This is a genomic window from Nocardia barduliensis, assembly GCF_013315795.1.
Classification (GTDB): Bacteria; Actinomycetota; Actinomycetes; order Mycobacteriales; family Mycobacteriaceae; genus Nocardia; species Nocardia barduliensis.
In genome coordinates, this window is the sequence record NZ_JABLTE010000088.1 from 1 (window position 1) to 16057 (window position 16057).

A 16057-nucleotide genomic window follows, 5' to 3' on the forward strand; every position below is an offset into this window, starting at 1 on the left:
GGTGACGATGGTGGCGTCGTCGCTGGGGCGGTTGGCGGTTCGGTCGGGTGGTGGAGTGGCGACGGTGGCGTCGTCGCCTGGGCCGTTCGTGGTTCGGTCGGGTGGTGCGGTGGCGATGGTGGCGTCGGGTTCGAACGGCCCGGCGCTCACGGTGTCGCGTGTGGGGCGCGGCGCGGCGACGGTCGCGTCCGCGTCGCCAGTGAGGGTGTGGCTGCCGTTCGCGGGCGTACCGGCGACGGTCAGGGTGCGCGCGGCGTCGGCGCTGAGCACCCGCTGGTCGAAGACCCGCACGATGTGGGCGTGGTCGAGCTGGGCCATCGTGTGCGGCGCGCCCGCCCGTCCCGCCGAGAACCGGACGGCGACCAGCCGCTGCATGGAACGCTGCCTGGCCAGGAAGACGCGACCGAGCAGGCCCGCGCCCAGGTCGGTGAGCAGGTCGAAGTCATCGATCCGCAGACCGGGCGCGAGGTCGGCGAGTGCGGCCACGGCGTCGCTCGATTCGGCCCCGCCGGTCTCGTCGGCGTCCTCGTCGGCGAAATCGGCGAGGCGTTCGCGGATGCGGTCGGCGAGGTCCGGATACTCGGCGAGGAAATCCTCCGTCGGCAGCGGTCCCCGTCCGCGGCGCGCCAGGAATTCCTCGCACACCAGATCCAGGAGCTCGGGGCTGTCGGCCACCTCGGGGAATTCGCTGCGATAGTCCGCGATCCGTTTGCCGAGCCCTTCGCGCTCCCAGCGCCGCCGCAGATCCACCCGGATCAGGTCGGCGAGGACGGCCAAGCGCACCTGCGTGCCGTCGGGCACGTAGTCGCGGATCTGGGGCGGCAAACGATCGCTGTTCAGGCTGCGTTGCCAATCGGCGGCGAACCGGACGACGGCATCGGCGCGCGAAGAGATCACGTGTCGGTCTCCGCGGTGGCCGCAGGCACGCGTGCGGATCGGCTCGCGGCAGGCCCCGTGACGGCGGCTCCGGGATCGACCACCCGCTCCAGCGCCCGCAGATCCGCTTCCAGCGCCCGGAACAGCAGATAGGTGCCCACGAAGGCGATTATGCCGCCCACGCACAGCAGCCGGACCGCGAAGATCACCGACGGGATGTCGGGCGGCGGCAGGAAGGTCACTCCGGCGACCGCGAGCAGCGGCACCGAGGCGGCCACCGCCAGATATCCGTTGCAGCGGCGGTCCAGGCCGCGCAGCCACACCGCGTCTTCCGGGCTGATGTCCCCGTGCCGCAGGAACAGCGGATAGATGCACCGCACCATGTAGAAGGTCAGCAGGAAGAAGGGGTAGGCGACCGCGATCGCACCACACACCACCAGCGAGGAGAAGAAGTGCACCACGGCGCGTGCCGGTATGTCTCCGGTCGACACCTGTAGCGCGATCGGGAAGATCAGCCCGGCCAGCACCCACAGCGAGAACGCCACGGCCACGGCACGATCGCCCATCAGCAGTGCGTCCCTTCTGGCACGTTGCAAAGTCTTCGGGTCGTATCGCCGTCCTTTGCGCAGGCCGCGCGGCACCGTCAGCACGTATCTCGCCATGTACAGCACCAGCGCGATGCCGGCCGGGAAGAAGATCGCGTTCACCGCGCCCGTGATGATCAAGAAAGTCTGCTGGGCGTCCTCGGTCATCCGGCTGATGATCAGGTGTTGGTTGTGCTGGATGTTGTACAGCGAGGCGAGCACGTTCGGTAGCGCCACCGCCACCAGAGCCACCGGCACGATGTACGGGCGCAGCCGCTTGCGCCAGCTGTCCGGAGCCGGGTCGACCAGTTCCCGCGCGCGCTCGTCCAGGCACATCTCCAGCTGCCTGGCCAGGATGGCGCCGCTGGACCAGCGGTCGGTTCGCTCCGGTGCGAGACAGGTGCGCAACACGCGGCACAGCGCGGCGGGGCAGTCGGGCGGAACCCGCTCCAGCGCGGCCGCGTCCACGCCGGCGCTGCGCCGCTCCAGCATGGCCTCCAAGGTGGTGTCGTCGCCGTGGTCGCCCGCTCCCGCCGTGCTGTCGTCGAACGGTTTCGCGCCGGTGAGCAGTTCCCACAGCACCACGCCGAGCGAATAGATGTCGGCGCGGGTGTCCAGGTCGGCGGCGCTGCGGCCGAAGCTGGGATGGCAGGCCTCCAGCTGTTCCGGCGACATGTAAGCCAGCGAGCCGCCGAAGTAGGCCACCGGGCTGGTGCCCTCCACGTTGCGGCTGAAGCTGATGTTGAAGTCGGCCAGTTTCGGCACGCCCTCGGCGGTGAGCAGGACGTTGGCCGGTTTCACGTCCCGGTGCAGCACGCCGTGCGAAGAGGCGTAGTCCAGTGCCTCGGCCAGCCTGCGGCCCAGCCAGGCCACCGTCTCCGGCCAGCTCAGCGTCGCGAGTTCGGCGCGCACGCTGGAATCGGTCGGCCGGATCTCGCCCTTCTCCTCCATCGCGACGTCCACGGCGTCCAGCAGCAGTTGGCCGCTGCGCTCGGCGGGCGGGGTGGCGCGCACCCAGCGCAGCACGCCGAGCAGCGTGCCGCCGGGCAGGAACTGCATGTAGAGCAGCCGCAACCGGCGCGCGGCGCCTTCGGCGTCGTCGAGCAGCCGCTGGTCGAAGACCCGCACGATGTAGTCGTGGTCGAGCTGGGCCAGCGTCTGCGGCTCGGTGCCGTGATCGCTGGAGATCTTCACCGCGACCAGCCGTTGCAGCGAGCGCTGCCGGGCGAGGAAGACGCGGGCGAACGCGCCGCTGCCCAAACCGGTCAGCAGATCGAAGTCATCGATGCGCTGACCGATCTCGATGCGGTCGAGCGGGTCGCGCCGGCCCGGCCCGGTGCCGATCGTCGTCGGTACGGCGGTGGCCGTGCCGGTCAGCTCGGCGGCTGTCGTCCTGGTCATCTCGGAATCACGAGCAGACTCGGTGGTTCGGTTCAACGCGGTGTCGTCGAGGCCGGAGTCGGGCCGCGCGAAAACGGTCCGGGTGGAGTCCTCCATGGTGGCGCGGCGGGTGCTCTGGTCGAGTTCGTCGGCGTTCAGCAATTCCCGCAGTGCGTCCGCCTGCCGCGGATATTCGCGCAGACATTCGCGCGGATCGACCCGCTCCCCGCTCTGGCGGCGGATGACGAACTCCTCATAGACCAGACCTGCCGGAATATCGTCGGACGCGAGTTCGGGAAATTCGGCGCAGTAATCGGCCAAACGCAGGTGAGCGGCACGTTCCGGTGTGGCTCCCGGACGGTGCAGCCAGCGATGGCGCAGGTCGACGCGAATCAGCTCCAGCAGGGCCTCGCGCCGCAAGGTCGTGGCGTCGGGCAGGAATTCGGCGATCGTGGGCGGCCGCCGGGTGGACTCCCATGCCGCGGAGAACGCCGCCACCGCGTCGGATTCGGCGCGTGACAGCTCACCACTCCTCGCACGGGTGGAAACACCTGTGTCGGGATCGGAACTTCTCTCAGAGTTCGCACTCATGCTCGGACCTAGTGGCTCGGCGGACGCCGCGGAATCCGCATCGTTCGTTGGTCGGGTGCGCCGAAAATTTCCCGCCACACCCCACACCATCATCCCCCGCGCCGTATTCGAAATGATAACTTGCGGCTCGACAGTGGATCACCCGATTTCGACAACGACGCGACGGGGGATGACCAGCACATGTCTGACGAGGCCGCGATAGTGGCGAACGGCTCGATATCGGCGGCGAAGGCCGCGCCGCGAACAACCGTTCCGAATGCGAAAACCACCGAACCGACGTTCACCCGAGTACGAGCGACCACGGCCGACGACCGGCCGCAGCGCCTGCGGGACCCCGAATCCGGCCCGGAGCGCGGCCCGGCCGCGACGATCGCCGCGTGCGTGCGCGACGGCCTGCTGCACCCGGGCCAAGTGGCGGCGGATGCCGGGACGCGGATCGCCGCGGCGGATCGCAAGGACACCGCGTTCAGCGTCCTTCGCGCCGAGCAGGCCATGGCCGAGTCGGTCGGCCTGATGGAGCGCGCGGACCTGGACGTGCTGCCCATGGCCGGTGTGCCGGTCGCGGTCGAGCAGGGAATGCCGATCGCGGGCGAGTCCGCGCCGGGGGGCTCCGCCGCCACTGCGGATCATCCGGTGGTGGCCAGGCTGCGCGCCGCGGGCGCGGTGGTGGTCGGGCAGGTCGCGGCCCCTGAACTCGGCCGGTGGTCGACCAGCGCGGGCACCGAGCGCGTCATCCGCAATCCGTGGAATCCCGCGCGCAACGCGGGGAGCGCGGCCGGCGCCGCGGTCGCGGCCGGTCTGGTGCCGGTGGCGCACGGCTGCGACGGTTTGGGCGCGGTGCGGGTCGCCGCCGCGTGCTGTGGGATCTTCGGGATCAAGCCAGGGCAGCACACGATCCCCGACGCGGGCGCGTGGTCGGGGCTGGTGGAGAACGGGGTGCTCGCCACGAGCGTGGACGACGCCGCGCTGGCGCTCTCGGTCCTGGCGGCGCGGCCGGACCTGGCCGACGTGGATCCACCCGGCCGACTACGCATCGGCCTGGCCGTGGATCCGCCGTCTCCGCTGCTGCGCGTCGACCGGCACTGGACGGCCGCGGCCCGCGCGGCGGCCTCGGTGGCCGCGGCGGCGGGCCACCTGGTGGAACCGACGGAGCTACCGTACGGAAACGCCGTATTCGCGGCGTTCCTACGCTGGCTGGCCCTCAGCGCACGCGATGTCCCCGCGCTACCCGAGCCCGATCAGCTATCCGGCAGAGCCCGCCGTCGTCTGGCCCTCGGCCGGACGGTGCACCGGTTCCGGCTCGCCCGCCCCGCTCAGATCGACCGGGTGGAGGCACGACTACTGGAGTTCTTCGAGCGCTACGACGTGGTGATCACTCCCACGCTCGCCGCCCCGCCACCGATGGCGCGGGCCTGGCACTTCCGCGATCGACCGGCCACCTTGCTCGCCGGCGCGCGATTGGCACCTTTCACCCCGCTGTGGAATCTGGTGGGCTGGCCCGCCGCCTCCGTCCCCATGGGCATGCATCCACGGTCGGGCACGCCGGTGGCCGCCCAGTTCGCGGGCCCGCCCGGCAGCGAATCAACTCTGCTGCGGCTGTCCGCTCAGGTGGAGACCCGCTGTCCGTGGCAGCGCACCGCGCCCGCGACCCGCTGATTCAGACGCTGACCGGCGACTGCTGCGCGGCGAAGCCGCCCTCGACGGCGCGACCGGCGAATTCGAGGATGGTCGGCCGGTTGTCGTCGGCCCGCCACGCCACGGCGAGCTCGCACGGCGCCAGACCCGACACGGGACGTGCGGTCAGACCGGGCCAGCGGTACATCGGCACGTTGTTCTCGGCCAGCAGGCACACGCCAAGCCCGAGACTCACGGCTTCCAGCTTGTCCTCGGCGGTCGCGGCCTCGGCGCCGATCTTCGGCGCGCGGCCGCCGCGTCCGTCGTTGCCGAGCCAGAAGTCGCGCACCGCACCGGCTTCGGTGGGCAGCGCCACGAACGGCTCGTCGAGCAGATCGGCGAACTCGATGGTCTCCGAAACGGCCAGCGGATGGTTCTCCGGGAGCAGCACCCAGCGCGGCTCGGTGCGCAGCACCTGCCAGCGGTAGCGGCTCTGGTCGGGCAGGGGAAGCCAGACGAGCGCGAGATCGGCCTGACGGCCCGCGAGCCCGCTGGAAGGATCGGTCCACGAAGCCGCGTGCAGTGCGAGGCGATGTCCGCTGGCGCTCTCCAGATCGCTGAGCAGGCCACGGCCGAGCGCGGATTGGATGCCGACGCGCAGCACCTCGCCCGCCTCTTGCAGCGAGACGTTGGTGACCTCCCACAGCTCCAAGATCTTGCGGGCGCCTTCGAGCAGCTCCTTGCCCGCGACGGTCAGCGCGACACTGCGCTGGTTGCGGTCGAACAGGACCACGTCGAGCTGACGTTCCAGCTGACGGATCTGACGCGACAAGGTGGGTTGTGCGATGTGCAGCCGCTGAGCGGCGTTGGTGAAGTGAAGTTCCTCAGCGACGGCGACGAAATACCGCAGGTCGCGCAAGTGCGGGTCCATAGCCCCTTGCTATCAGAATCAGTCCGGAATTTCCAGCCTTATCAGGCCGAAAAGTTCGGATACGGGCGCCGAAACAGTCGGCAGGTTTGTTAGAGACAGCATATTGCCTGTGATGGTGTGGCGCACTAGGCAGTTGGCGAATTTTCGGCACGCGCTGACGGTTTACCGTCGAGGTTCCCTACTTGGGCACTTGACCAGCAGCAATGGCGGCAGGCCGGGCGAAGGTCGGGAGGATTGGACCCCTCGCCGTGGTCGCCGACTGTCGGCTGGAAATTTGCCGTTGACCGGCTTCTTTGGGTTGCCGAACTCGCACGTGATATTCGTCACAAAATCATTGCCGAGCACCCCGGCGGTCCCGCTCGGTGTGCCCCAGAACGCAGCGGGGGCGCCGCGGCCGAGACGAATCCCGACCGTGGCGCCCCGGTTCGGCGCCCGCGCTCACACGCCGCGGGCACGTTCCTCGTACGCCTTGCGCTTGTCGGCGTCGACGTCATCGAGGAACGCGCGCCCGGACCCGAGCGCCCGGCCGATACTGTCTCCGAGCGCCTCGGGCAGCAGGCCGACGAACTGCGAGATGAACCCGGCCACCGCGGTCACCCGGACCTTCGACTTCGGCGCGACGATGAGCTTGGCGACGGCGTCGGCGATCTCCTCCGGCTCGGCCGGGCGCAGCAGCTTGGGCGGGGTGACGCCGGACCCGAGTTCGGTGTTGGTCAACGTCGGCAGCACCGAGGAGAAGCGCACGCCGGTGCCGCGGTACTCCTCCCGCAGCGTGTCGGTGAAGCCGAGCACCGCGTGTTTGCTGGCGTTGTAGGTGGCCAGGCCAGGGATGTGGGTCTCCCCGGCCAGCGAGGCGATATTGATGATGTGCCCGCTGCCACGCGGCAGCATCCGGCGCAGCGCCGATTTCGAGCCGAGGATCACGCCGTAGACGTTGATGTCCAGGATGCGCCGGGTCAGCTCGTCCGGCTCGTCCACCAGCTTGCCGGTCGGCATGATGCCCGCGTTGTTGATCAGCACATCGATCGGGCCGAGGGTGCGCTCCACCTCGTCGAGGAAGCCGTCGAACGACTCCTGATCGGTGACGTCGAGCTTGCCGTAGTGCTCGAAGTTCCGCGCCGTGCCCGACTCTTTGACGGTGGTCTCATCGATATCGCCGATGGCGATCTGCGCGCCGAGGGCTTGCAGGGCGGTCGCGGTGGCGAGGCCGATGCCGCGGGCCCCGCCGGTGATGACGACGACCTTGCCGCGGATCTGCTTCGTTTCGGTCACTTGTCGTCTCCTTTGAGTTTCAGCAGGGCGGGCAGGTCGAGGCGGCGCAGGCCGCGGGCGCCTGCCGCTCGCATCGCGCCGAGCGCGAACAGCAGCTTCGGCATCGAATACGGGTACCAGAACAGCTCTTTCTGCTGGGTCGGCAGGATCGGCGTGGTGATCGCCTGCTGACGGCAGTACTTGCGCACGCCGTTCGCGCCGCCCCAGCGGGCGCCGACGCCGGACAGGCCCCAGCCGCCCATCGGCAGCGCGTAGCTGAACAGGTTGGCGAAGACGTCGTTGATGTTGACCGCGCCCGCGTTCAACTGCCGGGCGATCCGCTCGCCGCGCTCCTTGTCGGCGGTCCACACCGAGGCCGAAAGGCCGTAGATCGAGTCGTTGGCCAGCCGGACCGCCTCAGACTCGTCGGCCACCTTCATCACCGGCAGGGTCGGGCCGAAGGTCTCCTCGGTGACGCAGGACATGGTGTGGTCCACGTCGACCAGCACGGTCGGCTCGAAAGCGGTGCCGAATCCGGCACGCTTGCCGCCGGTCAGCACTTTCGCGCCGGCCGCGACCGCCTCCTCGACGTGGCGCTGGACAATGCTCACCTGGTTCTCGTTGGCCAGCGCTCCCACGTCGTATTTCGACTCGCGCCCGTCCAGGCCCTGGCGCAGCGCCTTGACGTTGGCGGTCAGTTTGGCGACGAACTCGTCGTACACCGGAGCCTCGACGTACACCCGCTCCACGGAGATGCAGACCTGGCCGGAGTTGAACATGCCGCCGAAGGCGATGCCGTGCGCGGCGCGATCGAGGTCGGCGTCGGCGAGCACGATGGCCGGGTCCTTGCCGCCAAGTTCGAGGCTGTAGGGCACCATCCGTTCCACGCACGCGGCGGCGATCTTGCGACCGGTGGCGGTGGAGCCGGTGAACTGGATGTAGTCGGCGTTGCCGACCACGGCCGCTCCGGTCGCGCCCCCTCCGGTGACCACGGCGAGCACCGGCGGCGCGCCGATCTCGGCCCAGCCCTTCGCCAGTTCCAGCGCCGAGAGCGGCGTCACCTCGGACGGCTTGAGAATGACGGCCGCCCCGGCCGCGAGCGCGGGGAACACGTCCATCACCGGCATGGCCAGCGGGAAGTTCCACGGCGTGATGACGCCGACCACCGGATAGGGCCGGTAGACCGTGGTCAGCCGCTTGACCCGGGCCAGCGGACTGTGCGGCGACGGGTGATCGTCGGCCAGGAATTTGGCCGCGCGGCGCGCGTAGTAGCCGATCAGGTCGGTGGCGAAACCGGGGTCGATCAGCGCGTCGACCCGGGGCTTGGCGGTTTCCGACTGCAGCACGGTGGCCAGTCGGTCGGTGTTGTCGATCAACCAGTCCTGGAACTTCAGCAGCCAGACCTTGCGGCCTTCGGGCCCGATCGCCTCCCACTCCAGCTGGTACAGCCGCAGCTCGCGCACCTTGGCCGCGACGGCCTCGGCGGTCTCGTCGGGCACCGTGCCGACGACCTCGCCGGTGCCGGGATTGCGCACCTCGATGACGGCGGGACCGTCCTTCTTCGCGGTCGTCTTGCGTCCCTGCGCCTTCCCGGTCGCGGGCGCTGGTTCCGTATTGGTCACTGCTGTTCTCCCACTGACGACGTGTTGAACCGCGGTCTGCTGACTGCTGTGAGGCAGGCCACTGAACTATGATGGTGACACAATCCCAGGAGACTTTCTTGGCCCCGTTTGTCAAGGAAAATGGCCGAATTTGTCTCCAGGAAACAAAGCGATGGCGAATATCCTCGGCCGGAGGAGGTGGCGATGACCCCCACGCCCCACGCGGCGGGCCGCTCGACCCCGGCACCCGACGAGGTACGCGACTGGCTGGCCGAATACGTCTACGAGACGATGCGCGCGGAGACGCTCGAGCGGATCGTCACCCGGCTCGACGACGTGATCATCGCGCGGATCCCCGAACTGGCCGATCGCGATATGCGCCGCGACCTCGCGGCCAGCACCAGGGCGCACGCGAGGATCGTGCTCAGCCGCCTGGCCAGCGACGCCTTCGAGTTCTCGCTGCCGGAGGAGGCGCACGCCTTCGCGCGCAGTGTGGCGCGGCGCGGCTTCGAGCTGCGATTGCTGCTGCGGGTCTATCACGTGGGCATGGAGGCGGTGCTGGACTACGTGACCGAGGTCATCGAGCAGCGGCGGGCCACCCCGGAACTCGAGCGCGTGGTGCTGCTGCGGCTGTTCGAGCGGACCACCAAATGGGTGAGCACCTCGGTCGAACTGCTCACCGACACCTACCATGGAGGAGCGCGAGCAGGTCCTGCGCGCCGCCATCAACCGGCGGGCCGAGACCGTTCGAGCCCTGCTGGACGGCGACGACGTGGACGTCGACCAGGCCTCGGTGCGGCTCGGCTATCGGCTCTCCCAGCAGCACCTCGCCTTCGTGCTGTGGACCGACGAGCCGACCGGCGAGCCCGCGGACGCGGAAGCGACCGGACTGCTGGACCGGGTCGCGGCCCGGCTGGCCGCCGCGTTCGGCAGCGCGCGGGTGCTCACCGTTCCGTCCGGCGCCAGCGCCATGTGGGCATGGGCCGGTTCGGACGACGTCGAACGCGCCGCCGAACTCGCGGCGCCGGGACAGGTGGAACAGCTGGCGGGCGCGCAGGTCGAGGCTCCGGTGCGGGTCGCGTTCGGTGTCCCCGCCGGGGGGATCGCGGGCTTTCGCCGCAGTCATCGCGAGGCGGTCGCCGCGCGGCAGGTCGCCGAGCGCGCACCAGCGGCTGGCCGGCGGGTCACCGGGTATCGAGCCGTGGAGATCGCCTATCTGGCCGGCGCGGACGAAGCGGCCATGCGCGGGCTGGTCGCGCGGGAGCTGGGCGCACTGGCCGGCCGGGACGCGAACGCCGCGCGGCTGCGCGAGACGCTGTACGCCTATCTGCGCGGCCATCGCAGCCCGGAGGCCACGGCCAGAGCGCTCGGCGTGCACAAGAACACGGTTCGCTACCGCGTGCAGCGGATCGAACAGCTGCTGGGATATCCGATCGAAGAGCGGGGCTTGCCGCTGGAGATCGCGCTGGTGTGCGTCGACGTCTACGGCGCGGACGCCCTGCCCTGAACCCTCTACTCTCCCGCGGCCGCTTCGCGCGCGGCGATGCGGCGCAGTGGCGGCTCGGTGGGCGGCGCCACCCTGCGGTCGGGTAACTCGGCGAGCAAGGTGGTGGTCGCCTCGGCGATGGCCGCGACGGCCTTGTCGACGGCCGATTTGGTGGTCGAGCTCAGGCCGGACACGCCACCGACCTTGCGCACGTACTGCAGTGCGGCGGCATAGATTTCCTGCTCGGTTGCGGCAGGTTCCAGACCACGCAGGACGGTGATGTTTCTACACATGCGAGCACACTAGCCCCAGATCACGACATGCGTCAGGGCAAGAAGTCACCGAGGCCGAAATCGATTCGCCCGGCGGACGCGCGATCGCCCGGGGACGAACACGCGCGGCCATCCGCCAATACCGAGCGTGCGCCTTGACCCATGGGGAACAATCGGGGACATGCCTGCGCGCGGTGTACCCACCTTGACGACCTTTCCGTACGCCGAGCTGGACGAGCGGGAGGAGGACCACTGGTCCGGCGCGGCGGTATCCGACGACGAACTGCGGGCGCTGGCCCTCGGCGCCTTCTACTCGGCGCGCTGGGACGCCTTCCACGACGCGTTGCTGCTCGGCCCGGAACGCGCGCATCCCCTCGGCGACCGGCGTGAGCTGGCCATCGACACGCTCACCGGAGCGTGGGGCATCACCGACGGCACCGAGGCGCAGGCGTCGATGGAGCAGTTGCTCGACGGCATGCACGCTCCGCTCTACGCGCTGGTGAACCCGCTGGTGACGGCCTCGATCAACGCCAGCGAGCGCGATCGGTTCGGCGAGCGGGCCGACCGGCACCGGGCGTTCCTGCGGCAGGTCGGCGCGTTTCGCGGCATGGACAATCCCGAGGCGCTGGTGCGCGACTACGACATCTGGTCGCAGGCGATCAAGATCGGATTCACCGATCATCTGGCCCGGCCGCTGCCCAGCGACATCCACGCCTGGGACCTGGCCAGGGTGGTCGCGGTGGCCAGGATGGCCTACACGGCCGGCTATCTCGACGCCGACGTGGCCTGGAGCTATCTGGCGCGCGCACTGCCGCTGGCCCAGAGCAAATACCGCAACTGGCGCCAGTTCGGCGACGCCTATCTCACCGGCTGGACCTATTGGCAGGCCTGTGAGGACCTGGCCGAGCTGAAGAACGGCGGCGTCGACCGCCGCAAGGAGCTGCTGCGGCTGTGGCTGCGCCCCACCAGTCCATGGCGGCGGGTCGCGCTGAACTCAGCTCCCGTCGGGGAGTGAGCGCAGGATGCCGCGGCCGTAGCGCTGGAACTGCGCGTCGTCGACCATGCCGAGGGAATGCCGCTCGACCAGCAGCTCCCACTCCGAATACAGCTGCGCCACACCGGGATCGGCGGAGCCTGCGGCCCCGTCGGCGGATTCCCGGCGCACCGCGAAGTTCACCGCGCAGGTGACCCGCTCGGTGTCGGCGCGGTCGGCGCCCGCGAAGTGCAGCGTCCGGCTGCCGTCGTGCACCTCGATGCCGGTCGCGCCGCGCCCGGGACCGATCTCGCCGCGGCCCGCGGCGGGAGTGTCGGTGACGCGAGCCCACAAGATCACGGGAATCGGGAGTTCGTGCGCGTACCGGTCGTCGCCGATCGAGATGAACAGCAGGCGCGCCGTCGTCGCGGCGAGCAGGCCGGAGCCGTTGCCCGCGGGTGGCTGCGCCACCGCGAGGGCGGTCTCCAGGACGTACTCCTCCGGCGTCACGTAACGATGCAGAGCCGCTATCGCCTGCTTCGCCTCGCGGCGCGGCGACATCCTCTTGGTCGCCCGCTCCACGTCCGCGCGGATCGGACCGGCGCGGCCCCAGGTCGGCGTCGGCGGGCGCAGATCCGGCGCCGCCACGTCGATGCGCTGGGTGGCCAGGATGTGCGCGTTGAGGCGGTCGACGATCTCGGTGGCCGCCGGGAAGTCGTGCTCGGCGATCAGGACCGGCAGCGGGGTGCGGTCCGCGGGCACGCCGGTGAGCACGGGCGTGGGGTAACGCAGATAGATCTCGATGACGACCGCGTCGTCCGCGCGCCGGTTCAGCCGGACCTTGAGCAGGTCCGAGACCGGGACATCGAGGACGCACTCGCCGTCGGAACCGGGCCGCAGGACGATCAGCCTGCCGCGGCCGTGACGCAGTATCGCTGTGGGTGTCCGTAGCTCGACTATGTCCATACCCCCTGCGCTCGTGTCTGGTGCGGCGCTCCCGGGGCTTTCGTGGTGTGCGAGCTACCGCCTACGTGCCCGTCGCTCGCGCCGCGAGGTTGTGTCGTCGCTCACGATAGGCCGAACATGCCATGATTGTTGCCACTTGGAGGAAGCCGGACCGGAGACATCGGGAACCACCGTCGATCCCCGGCCGTTTACCTCTTTAACTGCACCTGCAGTCGAACTGCGCGATGTATCGACTAGACCGTACGCGGTAACGTGGCATGTCCGCATCCGAACCCCCGCGGAACCGGACGCGCCAGATGCATCGCTAGGCATGAACCGGAGACACCGGAAAGGACTGGCCGCCCCGGCCGACGCTCTATGAACCGCAAGACAGTGTTTCGCACCCTGGCCATAGTCTCGGGCATTTTGCTCGTGATCTATGCGTTCAGCTATTTCGGCAACGACACGCGGGGCTGGAAGAGCGTCGATACATCGGTTGCCCTGAGCCAGCTCGAGAACAAGAGCAACGTCCAGAATGTGCAGATCGATGATCGCGAGCAGCAGCTGCGCATCGAACTGAAGGACGGCAACGACGCCACCGGCGGACAGAACAAGATCATCGCGAAGTATCCGGGCGGCAGCGAGACCTCCGCCCAGATCTTCGACGCCGTGAAGACCTCCGGCGCCCCGTACAACACGGTGGTCAAACAGGAGAGCTGGTTCACCCAGATCCTGCTGTTCGTGCTGCCGATGGTCATCCTGCTCGGGCTGTTCATCTTCGTGATGGCCCGCATGCAGGGCGGCGGCCGCGGCGGCATGATGGGCTTCGGCAAATCGAAGGCCAAGCAGCTGTCCAAGGACATGCCCAAGACCACGTTCGCCGACGTGGCCGGAGCCGACGAAGCGGTCGAGGAACTCTACGAGATCAAGGACTTCCTGCAGAACCCGGTTCGCTACCAGGCCCTCGGCGCCAAGATCCCCAAGGGCGTCCTGCTCTACGGCCCGCCGGGCACCGGTAAGACCCTGCTGGCCCGCGCCGTCGCCGGCGAGGCGGGTGTGCCGTTCTTCACCATCTCCGGCTCGGACTTCGTGGAGATGTTCGTCGGTGTCGGCGCCTCCCGGGTGCGCGACCTGTTCGAGCAGGCCAAGCAGAACAGCCCGTGCATCATCTTCGTCGACGAGATCGACGCGGTCGGCCGCCAGCGCGGCGCTGGCCTCGGCGGTGGTCACGACGAGCGCGAGCAGACCCTCAACCAGTTGCTGGTCGAGATGGACGGCTTCGGCGACCGCACCGGCATCATCCTGATCGCCGCCACCAACCGCCCCGACATCCTCGATCCGGCGCTGCTGCGTCCGGGCCGGTTCGACCGGCAGATCCCGGTCGGCAACCCGGACCTCGCCGGTCGCCGCGCCATCCTGCGTGTGCACTCGCAGGGCAAGCCGATCTCCCCGGACGCCGATCTGGACGGCTTGGCCAAGCGCACCGTCGGCATGTCCGGCGCCGACCTGGCCAACGTGATCAACGAGGCCGCGCTGCTCACCGCCCGCGAGAACGGCGCGGTGATCACCGGCGAATCGCTGGAGGAGTCGGTCGATCGCGTGATCGGCGGCCCGCGCCGCAAGAGCCGCATCATCAGCGAGCACGAGAAGAAGATCACCGCCTATCACGAGGGCGGCCACACCCTGGCCGCTTGGGCGATGCCGGACATCGAGCCGGTGTATAAGGTCACCATCCTGGCGCGCGGCCGCACCGGCGGCCACGCCATGACGGTGCCCGAGGACGACAAGGGCCTGATGACCCGCTCGGAGATGATCGCGCGCCTGGTTATGGCGATGGGCGGCCGCGCGGCCGAGGAACTGGTGTTCCACGAGCCGACCACCGGCGCGTCCTCCGATATCGACCAGGCCACCAAGATCGCTCGGGCGATGGTCACCGAGTACGGCATGAGCGCCCGGCTCGGCGCGGTCCGCTACGGCCAGGAGCAGGGCGACCCGTTCCTCGGCCGCTCGATGGGCATGGGTTCGGAGTACTCGCACGAGGTGGCGGGCGCGATCGACGTGGAGGTGCGCAACCTGATCGAGGCCGCGCACACCGAGGCGTGGGCCATCCTCAACGACTACCGCGACGTACTCGACGACCTGGCCACCGCCCTGCTGGAGCGGGAGACCCTGCACCGCAAGGATCTCGAGCAGATCCTCGCCTCGGTGCAGAAGCGCCCGCGGATCACCGCGTTCAACGATTTCGGCGACCGCGTCCCCTCGGACAAGCCGCCGGTGAAGACCCCGGGCGAGCTGGCCGCCGAGCGCGGCGAGTCGTGGCCGCCGGAACCGGCCGTGGCCGCGTCCGCGCAGCGTGACCCGCAGGCTTCGAACGGTTACCCGCCGCACGAAAGCGGGTACGGCGCGCCGCCGCAGTACGCCCGCCCGTCCGCGCCCGGTTACCCGCTGCCGCAGGCGCCCGCTCCTGGCTATCCGCGCCAGGGCACGCACGGCTCGCGGCCGGACTACGGCGCTCCGGCGGGATGGTCGGCTCCCGGCTGGCCGCCGCGGGACGAGCCGCAGCAGCAAGGCCAGTCCGGCTGGGGTGACGCGCAGCAGCCGCGGCACGGCTACCAGCAGTGGGGTCCGCAGGGAGCGCCGGAAGGCGGCTACGACCGGGACGGTTACGGCGAGCGCGGCGGTTATGACGAGCCGCGCCGAGCCAATCCGAACGGCGAGGGCGACAACGGTGATTGGGATGGACCGAACGGTCGGCACTGAGCGGTGACGATTAGGCTCGACCATCGTGGGGTGCCGAGAGATTGCCGGCGCTTCGGGAGTTTGGAGGTGTCCTGATTGTCGGCCAACGATCACGGCGGTGGCTACGTCCTCGCCGAAGCGGATAGTGCTGAATACAACGGTGTCGACATCGGTTTGACGGAGCCCGGCCCCGTCGCCCTGGAGACCGGGAGATCGTTCGACCAGGCGCGGGCCGAAGCGGCGGTGCGGGAGTTGCTGCTCGCCATCGGCGAGGATCCGGATCGGCCGGGGCTGCGGGAGACGCCCGCCCGGGTGGCGCGCGCCTATCGGGAGACCTTCGCGGGGCTCTACGTGGAGCCGGATTCGGTGCTCAACACCACCTTCGACGAGGGCCACCAGGAACTCGTGCTGGTCCGGGACATCCCGATGTACTCCACCTGTGAGCATCACCTCGTGTCGTTCCACGGCGTCGCCCACGTCGGCTACATCCCCGGCCCGCACGGGCGGGTCACCGGGCTGTCCAAGCTGGCCCGCCTGGTCGACCTGTACGCCAAGCGACCGCAGGTGCAGGAGCGTCTGACCAGCCAGATCGCCGACGCGGTGATGCGCAAGCTGGATCCGCGCGGGACCATCGTGGTGATCGAGGCCGAGCACCTGTGCATGGCGATGCGCGGCATCCGCAAGCCGGGCGCGAGCACCACCACCTCCGCCGTGCGCGGGTTGCTGCAGTCCAACGCCGCCTCGCGCGCCGAGGCGCTCGATCTGATCCTGCGCAAGTGAGCGGGTCCGCTGTGTCCGAACCGAGCGGCGGAGG

11 protein-coding genes and 2 pseudogenes are annotated in these 16057 nt (G+C 69.7%); 6 read left to right on the forward strand and 7 right to left on the reverse strand.

Annotated features, from left to right (window positions below; all coding sequences use genetic code 11):
* Both HOV91_RS29115 and HOV91_RS29120 read right to left on the reverse strand, forming a co-directional pair.
* Nucleotides 1-897 (reverse strand): annotated as a pseudogene (locus HOV91_RS29115) (hypothetical protein); the annotation flags it as partial.
* A complete protein-coding gene (locus tag HOV91_RS29120; protein ID WP_174188515.1) occupies nucleotides 894-3431 on the reverse strand; it encodes a serine/threonine-protein kinase in 2538 nt (845 codons plus the stop codon). The pseudogene HOV91_RS29115 and the gene HOV91_RS29120, both read right to left, overlap by 4 nt.
* 180 nt (nucleotides 3432-3611) lie before the next feature.
* Between HOV91_RS29120 and HOV91_RS29125 the strand changes: the two genes are divergently transcribed.
* Nucleotides 3612-5087 (forward strand): amidase family protein, encoded by a 1476-nt coding sequence (locus tag HOV91_RS29125; protein ID WP_174188516.1) that lies wholly within the window; start codon nucleotides 3612-3614, stop codon nucleotides 5085-5087.
* A gap of 1 nt (nucleotide 5088) precedes the next feature.
* Here HOV91_RS29125 and HOV91_RS29130 read toward each other — a convergent pair whose 3' ends face one another.
* From HOV91_RS29130 to HOV91_RS29140, 3 genes are all read right to left on the reverse strand, one after another.
* Nucleotides 5089-5976 (reverse strand): LysR family transcriptional regulator, encoded by an 888-nt coding sequence (locus HOV91_RS29130; RefSeq protein WP_159841894.1) that lies wholly within the window; start codon nucleotides 5974-5976, stop codon nucleotides 5089-5091.
* 438 nt (nucleotides 5977-6414) lie between these two features.
* Nucleotides 6415-7248 (reverse strand): SDR family oxidoreductase, encoded by an 834-nt coding sequence (locus HOV91_RS29135; protein WP_174188517.1) that lies wholly within the window; start codon nucleotides 7246-7248, stop codon nucleotides 6415-6417.
* Nucleotides 7245-8849, reverse strand: a complete 1605-nt coding sequence (locus HOV91_RS29140; RefSeq protein WP_174188518.1) for an aldehyde dehydrogenase family protein — start codon at nucleotides 8847-8849, stop codon at nucleotides 7245-7247. The genes HOV91_RS29135 and HOV91_RS29140 overlap by 4 nt, the downstream gene beginning before the upstream one ends.
* A gap of 270 nt (nucleotides 8850-9119) precedes the next feature.
* Here HOV91_RS29140 and HOV91_RS41325 point away from each other — a divergent pair.
* Nucleotides 9120-9476: pseudogene (locus HOV91_RS41325) on the forward strand (RsbRD N-terminal domain-containing protein); the annotation flags it as partial.
* 43 nt (nucleotides 9477-9519) lie between these two features.
* Nucleotides 9520-10335 carry a PucR family transcriptional regulator gene (locus HOV91_RS40225; RefSeq protein ID WP_246351085.1) on the forward strand — a complete coding sequence of 272 codons (816 nt, stop codon included), beginning with the start codon at nucleotides 9520-9522 and terminating at the stop codon, nucleotides 10333-10335.
* A gap of 5 nt (nucleotides 10336-10340) precedes the next feature.
* Here the strand turns inward: HOV91_RS40225 and HOV91_RS29150 are convergent, their stop codons facing one another.
* A complete protein-coding gene (locus HOV91_RS29150) occupies nucleotides 10341-10607 on the reverse strand; it encodes a DUF2277 domain-containing protein (protein WP_174188519.1) in 267 nt (88 codons plus the stop codon).
* 160 nt (nucleotides 10608-10767) lie between these two features.
* On the opposite strand from HOV91_RS29150, the gene HOV91_RS29155 reads away from it, so the two are divergent.
* Nucleotides 10768-11601 carry a DUF1266 domain-containing protein gene (locus HOV91_RS29155; protein ID WP_174188520.1) on the forward strand — a complete coding sequence of 278 codons (834 nt, stop codon included), beginning with the start codon at nucleotides 10768-10770 and terminating at the stop codon, nucleotides 11599-11601.
* Here the strand turns inward: HOV91_RS29155 and HOV91_RS29160 are convergent.
* A complete protein-coding gene (locus tag HOV91_RS29160; RefSeq protein WP_174188521.1) occupies nucleotides 11581-12525 on the reverse strand; it encodes a hypothetical protein in 945 nt (314 codons plus the stop codon). The two genes, HOV91_RS29155 and HOV91_RS29160, sit on opposite strands and share 21 nt — an antisense overlap.
* Nucleotides 12526-12882: 357 nt before the next feature.
* On the opposite strand from HOV91_RS29160, the gene ftsH reads away from it, so the two are divergent.
* Both ftsH and folE read left to right on the forward strand, forming a co-directional pair.
* On the forward strand, nucleotides 12883-15264 hold the full coding sequence (ftsH, locus tag HOV91_RS29165) for an ATP-dependent zinc metalloprotease FtsH (RefSeq protein ID WP_174188522.1): 2382 nt from the start codon (nucleotides 12883-12885) through the stop codon (nucleotides 15262-15264).
* A 147-nt stretch (nucleotides 15265-15411) separates the two neighbouring features.
* Complete coding sequence (folE, locus tag HOV91_RS29170) at nucleotides 15412-16023, forward strand: GTP cyclohydrolase I FolE (protein ID WP_174188533.1); 612 nt, start codon at nucleotides 15412-15414, stop codon at nucleotides 16021-16023.
* The last annotated feature ends 34 nt before the right edge of the window (nucleotides 16024-16057 follow it).

What these genes read in the sequence shown, in the direction of transcription:
- HOV91_RS29120 (WP_174188515.1), bottom strand. Translation starts at nt 3,431, where the DNA reads ATGAGTGCGAACTCTGAGAGAAGTTCCGATCCCGACACAGGTGTTTCC.
- HOV91_RS29125 (WP_174188516.1), top strand. Translation starts at nt 3,612, where the DNA reads ATGTCTGACGAGGCCGCGATAGTGGCGAACGGCTCGATATCGGCGGCG.
- HOV91_RS29130 (WP_159841894.1), bottom strand. Translation starts at nt 5,976, where the DNA reads ATGGACCCGCACTTGCGCGACCTGCGGTATTTCGTCGCCGTCGCTGAG.
- HOV91_RS40225 (WP_246351085.1), top strand. Translation starts at nt 9,520, where the DNA reads ATGGAGGAGCGCGAGCAGGTCCTGCGCGCCGCCATCAACCGGCGGGCC.
- HOV91_RS29150 (WP_174188519.1), bottom strand. Translation starts at nt 10,607, where the DNA reads ATGTGTAGAAACATCACCGTCCTGCGTGGTCTGGAACCTGCCGCAACC.
- HOV91_RS29155 (WP_174188520.1), top strand. Translation starts at nt 10,768, where the DNA reads ATGCCTGCGCGCGGTGTACCCACCTTGACGACCTTTCCGTACGCCGAG.
- HOV91_RS29160 (WP_174188521.1), bottom strand. Translation starts at nt 12,525, where the DNA reads ATGGACATAGTCGAGCTACGGACACCCACAGCGATACTGCGTCACGGC.
- ftsH (WP_174188522.1), top strand. Translation starts at nt 12,883, where the DNA reads ATGAACCGCAAGACAGTGTTTCGCACCCTGGCCATAGTCTCGGGCATT.